General features: G+C 42.9%; 7 protein-coding genes and 1 pseudogene. 4 read left to right on the forward strand and 4 right to left on the reverse strand.

Features of this window, described 5'->3' with window-relative positions; all coding sequences use genetic code 11:
* A partial coding sequence (locus GEI7105_RS40020; RefSeq protein ID WP_035492566.1) for a transposase family protein occupies positions 1-314 on the reverse strand: 314 nt, incomplete at its 3' end.
* 72 nt (positions 315-386) lie between these two features.
* Between GEI7105_RS40020 and GEI7105_RS31395 the strand changes: the two genes are divergently transcribed.
* Entirely contained in the window at positions 387-737 is a 351-nt protein-coding gene (locus GEI7105_RS31395; RefSeq protein WP_017662048.1) for a GNAT family N-acetyltransferase, read from the forward strand.
* A 10-nt stretch (positions 738-747) separates the two neighbouring features.
* Here GEI7105_RS31395 and GEI7105_RS0119180 read toward each other — a convergent pair whose 3' ends face one another.
* Positions 748-939, reverse strand: coding sequence for a hypothetical protein (locus tag GEI7105_RS0119180; protein WP_017662049.1), 192 nt, complete (start codon positions 937-939; stop codon positions 748-750).
* Between the two features lie 557 nt (positions 940-1,496).
* Between GEI7105_RS0119180 and GEI7105_RS0119185 the strand changes: the two genes are divergently transcribed.
* Positions 1,497-2,735, forward strand: a complete 1,239-nt coding sequence (locus GEI7105_RS0119185; RefSeq protein ID WP_245555433.1) for a leucine-rich repeat domain-containing protein — start codon at positions 1,497-1,499, stop codon at positions 2,733-2,735.
* Between the two features lie 153 nt (positions 2,736-2,888).
* A complete protein-coding gene (locus GEI7105_RS0119190) occupies positions 2,889-4,451 on the forward strand; it encodes a leucine-rich repeat domain-containing protein (RefSeq protein ID WP_245555434.1) in 1,563 nt (520 codons plus the stop codon).
* 61 nt (positions 4,452-4,512) lie between these two features.
* On the opposite strand, the gene GEI7105_RS40545 is transcribed toward GEI7105_RS0119190, so the two are convergent.
* On the reverse strand, positions 4,513-5,784 hold the full coding sequence (locus GEI7105_RS40545; RefSeq protein WP_017662052.1) for a leucine-rich repeat domain-containing protein: 1,272 nt from the start codon (positions 5,782-5,784) through the stop codon (positions 4,513-4,515).
* A 375-nt stretch (positions 5,785-6,159) separates the two neighbouring features.
* Here GEI7105_RS40545 and GEI7105_RS31405 point away from each other — a divergent pair, with 375 nt between their 5' ends.
* Positions 6,160-6,969, forward strand: a complete 810-nt coding sequence (locus GEI7105_RS31405) for a leucine-rich repeat domain-containing protein (protein ID WP_017662053.1) — start codon at positions 6,160-6,162, stop codon at positions 6,967-6,969.
* On the opposite strand, the pseudogene GEI7105_RS31410 reads toward GEI7105_RS31405, so the two are convergent.
* Positions 6,947-7,269, reverse strand: a pseudogene (locus GEI7105_RS31410) (ISKra4 family transposase); the annotation flags it as partial. The gene GEI7105_RS31405 and the pseudogene GEI7105_RS31410 overlap by 23 nt on opposite strands.

Raw genomic sequence — 7,269 nt, forward strand, 5'->3', positions numbered from 1 at the left:
TATTCTTCGTACCGCCTAGTAAACCTTCGACCAGTTTCAATAAAGTCTAGTTCTTCTGTAAAGTATTGTTGGCATTTTTTACAGTAAAACTGACGCCGTGGTATTTGCAAATATACGAGTTGACCCGAAATGGGCAAGTCTCGAACTCTAACGGTTCGTGTTTGGTTAAGTTCGCCCGTCTTTTTGCCACAATGAGGACAGGCAACTTCCTCTTCTCTAAAGCCTAGCTGCAAAAATATTGCTTCGCGTTCCCTGACCACGCTTCTCACTCTTACTTTGGGTAAGTTGATTAAGTCTTCTACAAAAAAGTTCATCTTTAGATCCGCCTGCATTTGTTTTCTATTATACTATTATCACCTCAAACTCCGAAGACCCGTCATTCCGAGGTGACTTCTGCACCTCCTTTTGGTAAGGAACGACTGGCATGGATCGCTGACAACGGGCAAGATGCGATCGGAATTCTCACAGCAGATTTATTGTGGGATTGGCTGTATATTGATGAGCTTTGGGTAGACGAAAACTATCGGGGGCAAGGATTGGGTAAGTCTTTAATGAAACAGGCAGAAAACTATGCAGCCTCGCAGCAACTTGTAGGACTCTGGCTTTGGACTCAAAGCTGGCAAGCGGCTGATTTTTATGCAAAGCTTGGCTACCAAGAGTTTACACGTTTTGAGGATTTCCCACGAGGTCACTCCAGAATCGGCTTCCGCAAACAGAACTTGACAAGCGGTAAATAACAATCGCAGCTTACAGCGATCGCTCTCGACAATAGCGGACGAACTGTTGGGGAAACGCCGGATTGCTCCCGAAGTGTAAGTGGACGTAGCTGGCGAGAACGTTACCGATGCGATATCCTTCCCACTCCAGGCGATCGCCCCAGCCTTGCAATCGGTAATCGAACTCTATGACAGAATCGGCGAAGTCGCCAGGGTTGGTCAATTTCTATCAATTTACGCAACAATCAGATTACAGACGCTCAACCGCTTTCTTTAGTCAGTCGAATCTATGTACTCGATCTCAAAGGTAATCCTCTCGTTGACGAAACCTGTCCGCTTCCCGATTTGGAAGAGCGAAACTGTCGATTTTAGTGATGGAAACTGAAGTGGTACAGACAACTTAGATATAGTTTAAGGCTCGATTGTCATCAAGCTTTTGTTTCGGTAAACTGACAAGAAATGCGATCGATCTTGAGAAAAATGAAGTCTCAAAGATTTTTGGCGAGATTTACCCTCGCTCTTGCGATGTTAGCAGGGTTAACAAGCTGTAACGTTCAACGTTCTCCTGAATCGAACGAATCGCCTCCGGTTGATGTGAGCGATCTCGACAGCCTAGAAGACTGGTGTAAGGCGGCTTCTTCTTTACCTGAAGCAACACAACGGACGATCGAGGTTTTACTCGAACGAGCCGAAACCCGTCACTGCCAAGTTTTACAATTTAAACTGGAGCGAAACGAAAGATTAATTCTCAGCGATGAAAATCTCTCAGATGTAAGACCCTTGCAATATCTGAAGCATCTCAAGTCTCTCGAGTTAGCGAAGAATTCAATTCGTTACATCGCACCTTTACAAAATTTAACTGATTTAGAGCGGCTAGATCTAGCCAATAACCAAATTCGTGACTTCGAGTCTTTACAATACTTAACTCGTCTCAAGTCTCTAAGTCTTGACGGAAATCAGATTCGCCATTTACCTCCAATTTCCTCTTTGTCTCAACTAGAGCGTCTAAGTCTTGACGATAATTTATTAGAAGATATTACAGATTTGCAAGAATTTTTCAACCTTGAAGTTGTTTCAGTTTCTCGCAATAAGATCGCCAAAATAAGTTCGTTTAAAGATTGTCCAAGCTTAAAAAAAATAATCTTAAACAACAATGCAATTGAAGATTTAACACCTCTTCAAAAATATGGATTAAGAGTCTCACAGTTGTATCTTGAAAATAACAAAATTCAAGATATTTCGCCTTTGCAAAAAGTTTATGTTTTTGACTTACATCTGTCCAATAATCTAATTCAAGATATAAGTCCTTTAGTCGGATTGGGTTATGTAAAACTCGATTTAAGTCACAATCAAATTCGTAACTTACCGCCTCTCAAAATTCAGGTGATGCATCTCCATCTCGATAACAATCAAATTGAAGACCTCAAACCGATCGAAGCACTCGATCGCCCCGAGCGTCTTGTCGATTTAACAGTTGCTGGAAATCAGATTCGACAATTGCCCTCTTTCGCAGAGATGACCGATCTAACCTATATCAATCTTTCTGACAATCAAATTGAAGATATTCGTCCTTTAGCCACTTGGGTTTACGATCGCGAACGTTGGCAAAGAATGCTGGCTAACCCTAGAGGATTAATTCTGAAATTTTCTAGGAGACTCGATCTCGCAAACAATCAAATCTCTGACCTCAGTCCTCTTGAAGATTTCGAGCAACCCGATAGTCTCACTGAATTAATCTTTAAAGGAAACCAGATTCGTCAACTGCCCTCATTTTCGGAAATGACTTATTTAAGCTTCCTCGATCTTTCTGAAAATCAGATCGAAGATGTTTCGCCGCTACAGTCACTAGAGACTCCCCAGGGTTGGTCAATTTATATCGATTTACGCAACAATCAGATTACGGACGCTCAACCGCTTTCTTTAGTCAGTCGAATCTATGTACTCGATCTCAAAGGTAATCCTCTCGTTGACGAAACCTGTCCGCTTCCCGATTTGGAAGAGCATAACTGTCGATTTTAGTGATGGAGACTGAAGTGGTACAGACAACTTAGATATAGTTTAAGGCTCGATTGTCATCAAGCTTTTGTTTCGGTAAACTGACAAGAAATACGATCGATCTTGAGAAAAATGAAGTCTCAAAGATTTTTGGCGAGATTTACCCTCGCTCTTGCGATGTTAGCAGGGTTAACAAGCTGTAACGTTCAACGTTCTCCTGACTCGAACGAATCGCCTCCGGTTGATGCGAGCGATCTCGACAGCCTAGAAGACTGGTGTAAGGCGGCTTCTTCTTTACCTGAAGCAACACAACGGACGATCGAGGTTTTACTCGAACGAGCCGAAACCCGTCACTGCCAAGTTTTACAATTTAAACTGGAGCGAAATGAAAAATTAATTCTCAGGGATGAAAATCTCTCAGATGTAAGACCCTTGCAATATCTGAAGCATCTCAAGTCTCTGAGTTTAGCGGGGAATTCAATTTATGATATTGCACCTCTACAAGACTTAACTGATTTAAAGTCTCTCAGTATTTCTGGTAATCCCGTTCAAGATTTTACACCTTTACAACATTTAACTGATTTAGAGAGCCTATCCCTAGTCAATACCCAAATTCGTGACTTTGCATTTTTGCCGCACTTAACGCGCCTCAAATTTCTGAATCTTGACAAAAATCAGATTCGCCATTTACCCCCAATTTCCTCTTTATCTCAACTAGAGCGTCTAAGTCTTGACGATAATTTATTGGAAGATATAACAGGTTTGCAAGGATTTCCCAACCTTGAAGTTGTTTCGGCCTCTCGCAATAAAATCACCAAAATAAGTTCGTTTAAGGACTGTCCAAATTTATACAAAGTTTTCTTAAACGACAATCAGATTGAAGATTTAACACCTCTTGATGAATCTGATTTAGAAGTTTCTATGTTATATCTTGAAAATAACAAAATTCAAGATATTTCGCCCTTACAAAATGTTGAAGTTTCTGAATTATATCTGTCCAGCAATCTCGTTCGAGATCTAAGTCCTTTAGTGGGTACAGGTTATGCAAAACTCGATTTAAGTTACAATCAAATTCGTAACTTACCGCCTCTCAAAATTCAGGTGAGACAGCTCCATCTCGATAACAATCAAATTGAAGATCTCAGACCTCTCGAAGCCCTCGATCGCCCCGAGCGTCTTGTCGATTTAACAGTTACTGGAAATCAGATTCGACAATTGCCCTCTTTCGCAGAGATGACCGATCTAACCTATCTCGATCTTTCTGACAATCAAATTGAAGATATTCGTCCTTTAGCCACTTGGGTTTACGATCGCGAACGTTGGCAGAGAATGATGACTAACCCTAGATCTGGATTACTTATGAAGTTTTATAGGGAACTCCATCTCGAGAACAATCAAATCACTGACCTCAGTCCTCTTGAAGATTTCGAGCAACCCGATAGTCTCACTACATTAACCTTAAAGGGAAACCAGATTCGTCAACTGCCCTCATTTTCGGGAATGACTTGTTTAAACTTCCTCGATCTGTCTGACAATCAGATCGAAGATGTTTCGCCGCTACAGTCACTCGAGACTCCCCAGGGTTGGCAAATTTCTATCAAGTTACGCAACAATCGGATTACAGACGCTCAACCGCTTTCTTTAGTCAGTCGAATCTATGTACTCGATCTCAAAGGTAATCCTCTCGTGGACGAAACCTGTCCGCTTCCCGATTTGGAAGAGCGTAACTGTAGACTCTAATTGGAGAATTGCCCCTGTTGAGTTTGTGAGAACGCGGATTTGTGAGAACCGTTTATGTATTTTAGGGTCGTCCCCCTCTTAAGGGAGTGGGAACATAAGGCCAATCAAACTGACAAACACGTTCATAGGGAAGGGGACAGGTTCGATCGATAATGGGATTTCCCCAGAGAGATAGCTCGTCCAAATAGATTAAGCTGGCTAAAGGTGACACATCTTTGATTTGATTTTCCCAAAGAGATAGCTCGTCCAGTCGAGTTAAGTTGGTTAAGGGGGTCACGTCCTCGATTTGATTGGCTCCGAGTCCGAGCCAATAGAGTTTAGTGAGGTTCGCGAGCGGGGTCACGTCCTGGATTTGATTTTTACTGAGTTCGAGTTCGATTAAGTTCGTGAGGTTGGCTAGGGGAGTGATGTCCTCAATGCGATTGGCACTGAGTCCCAGCCATTTCAAGTTAGTGAGGTTGGCTAAGGGGGTCGCGTCCTCGATTTGATTGAAAGAGAGTTTAAGTGTTGTCAAATTGGTGAGATTGGCTAAGGGGGTCACGTCCTCAATTTGATTGGCTTCGAGTTCGAGCCATGCCAGGCTAGTCAGGTTAGCTAAGGCGGTTGTTACTTCTTCAATTTTATTTTCTTTGAGGGTCAGTACCTCCAGGTTCTTTAGGTTAGCTAAGGGGGCAAAGTCCTCGATTTGATTTTTATTAAGGTTAAGTGTGATGAGGTTGGTAAGCTTGGCTAAGGGGGTGACGTCTTCGATTTGATTCTCTTCGAGTTTGAGCAATCTTAAGTGAGTCAAGTTCCCTAACGGGGTCACGTCCTCGATTTGGTTTTCTACGAGCCAAAGCTCGTTCAGATGGGTGAGATTAGCTAAGGGGGTGACGTCCTTGATTTGGTTTTTGGTGAGTGCCAACTCGTTCAGATGGGTGAGATTGGCTAAGGGGGTGATGTCCTCGATTTGGTTTTGGCTTAGCGAAAGCTTATTCAGATGGGTGAGATTAGCTAAGGGGGTGATGTCCTTGATTTGGTTTTTGGTGAGTCCCAGCTCGTTCAGATGGGTGAGATTGGCTAAGGGGGTGATATCCTCGATTTGGTTGTCGAGCAGTTCCAGCTCACTCAAATTGGTGAGATTGGCTAAGGGGGTGATGTCCTCGAGTTGAAGGCTCTCAAGGGTCAACTCGGTCAGATTCGTGAAACTCGCTAACGGTGTAATATCTTTAATTGGCTCATTCCATAAACTCAGTTCTGTCAGACTGGTGAGAATTTCCTCAGCTCGATCGCAATCTTCTGTGTCAGCTTTTTTTAATAAGATTTTGACGGTATGTCTGGCTTCCGGTGTCAACTGCTCTAAGTTTCGACACCAATCGCCAAACGTCTCAAACTCTTGAGGTGAAACTCAAACCACCATCTGGCGATCGCAAAAATTGACCGTTATCGCTGAAAGTAACGCCACAGTTAAGGCTTTTCTCATCTTTGTTTTTCTCTGCTTAGATAGGAAAATTAGGCTAATGTGAATCGCTTTTGGGGAAATCTAGCGAGTCTATTGGAGTCCCCAACGCCGCCGAGAGTTAATCTCGAACTTCATGAGTCATCTCAACTGGCTAGAATCATTTTCAATACAGAAGATTTTACCACTGGAGTTGAAGGCTCGATTGTCATCAAGCTTTTGTTTCGGTAAACTCAAGAGAAATGAGATAGATTTTTAGAGATTAGGGAAATGAAGTCTCAAAGATTTTTAGCTCAGTTGGCTCTCACTCTCGCGATCTCAGCGGGGTTAACAAGCTGTAACGTTCAACGTTCTCCTGAATCGAACGAATTACCTCCGGTTGATGTGAGCGATCTCGACAGCCTAGAAGACTGGTGTAAAGCGGCTTCTTCTTTACCTGAAGCAACACAACGGACGATCGAGGTTTTACTCGAGCGAGCCGAAACCCGTCACTGCCAAGTTTTACAATTTAAACTGGAGCGAAATGAAGAGTTACATCTCGACAATGAAAATCTCTCAGATGTAAGACCCTTGCAATATCTGAAGCATCTCAAGTCTCTGAGTTTAGCGGGGAATTCAATTTATGATATTGCACCTCTACAAGACTTAACTGATTTAAAGTCTCTCAGTATTTCTGGTAATCCCGTTCAAGATTTTACACCTTTACAACATTTAACTGATTTAGAGAGCCTATCCCTAGTCAATACCCAAATTCGTGACTTTGCATTTTTGCCGCACTTAACGCGCCTCAAATTTCTGAATCTTGACAAAAATCAGATTCGCCATTTACCTCCAATTTCCTCTTTGTCTCAACTAGAGCGTCTGAGTCTTAACGATAATTTATTGGAAGATATAACAGGTTTGCAAGGATTTCCCAACCTTAAAGTTGTGTTGGCTGCTCGCAATAAAATCACCAAAATAAGTTCGTTTAAAAACTGTCCGAATTTAAAAGAAGTTCTCCTAAATGACAATCAAATTGAAGATTTAGCACCTCGGGTGCATCCCAGTTTTGCAAGTGTTAGGCGTAAAAGTCTCCATTGAGATAAGCACAGCGTTGCTTGAGGACTTGTGGAACGTTCTGACGTTCCCACTGAGCGCCGGAAATCTTGAGACGCCGACCAATCTGCTTGACCGTCGATTCAATGGCTCCAGAGCCGATAGAAATCCCTTCACACTGGTAATAGCTGTAGTTGACGATGCGGTGTCGATGTTTTTGCTCGTAAGCCACCAACTTGGTGACGCGCGGGTGTGACCAATCCTCGAACTGAGCCAGCGACCCCTCCACATCACCTCGCCACAAACAAGCTTCAACGGCATCGAGACGCTGCTGCGACCCACCCA

Origin of the sequence: Baaleninema simplex PCC 7105, from assembly GCF_000332355.1 — a bacterium.
GTDB classification, from domain to species: Bacteria; Cyanobacteriota; Cyanobacteriia; order Cyanobacteriales; family Geitlerinemataceae; genus Baaleninema; species Baaleninema simplex.

What these genes read in the sequence shown, in the direction of transcription:
- GEI7105_RS0119190 (WP_245555434.1), top strand. Translation starts at nt 2,889, where the DNA reads ATGTTAGCAGGGTTAACAAGCTGTAACGTTCAACGTTCTCCTGACTCG.
- GEI7105_RS31405 (WP_017662053.1), top strand. Translation starts at nt 6,160, where the DNA reads ATGAAGTCTCAAAGATTTTTAGCTCAGTTGGCTCTCACTCTCGCGATC.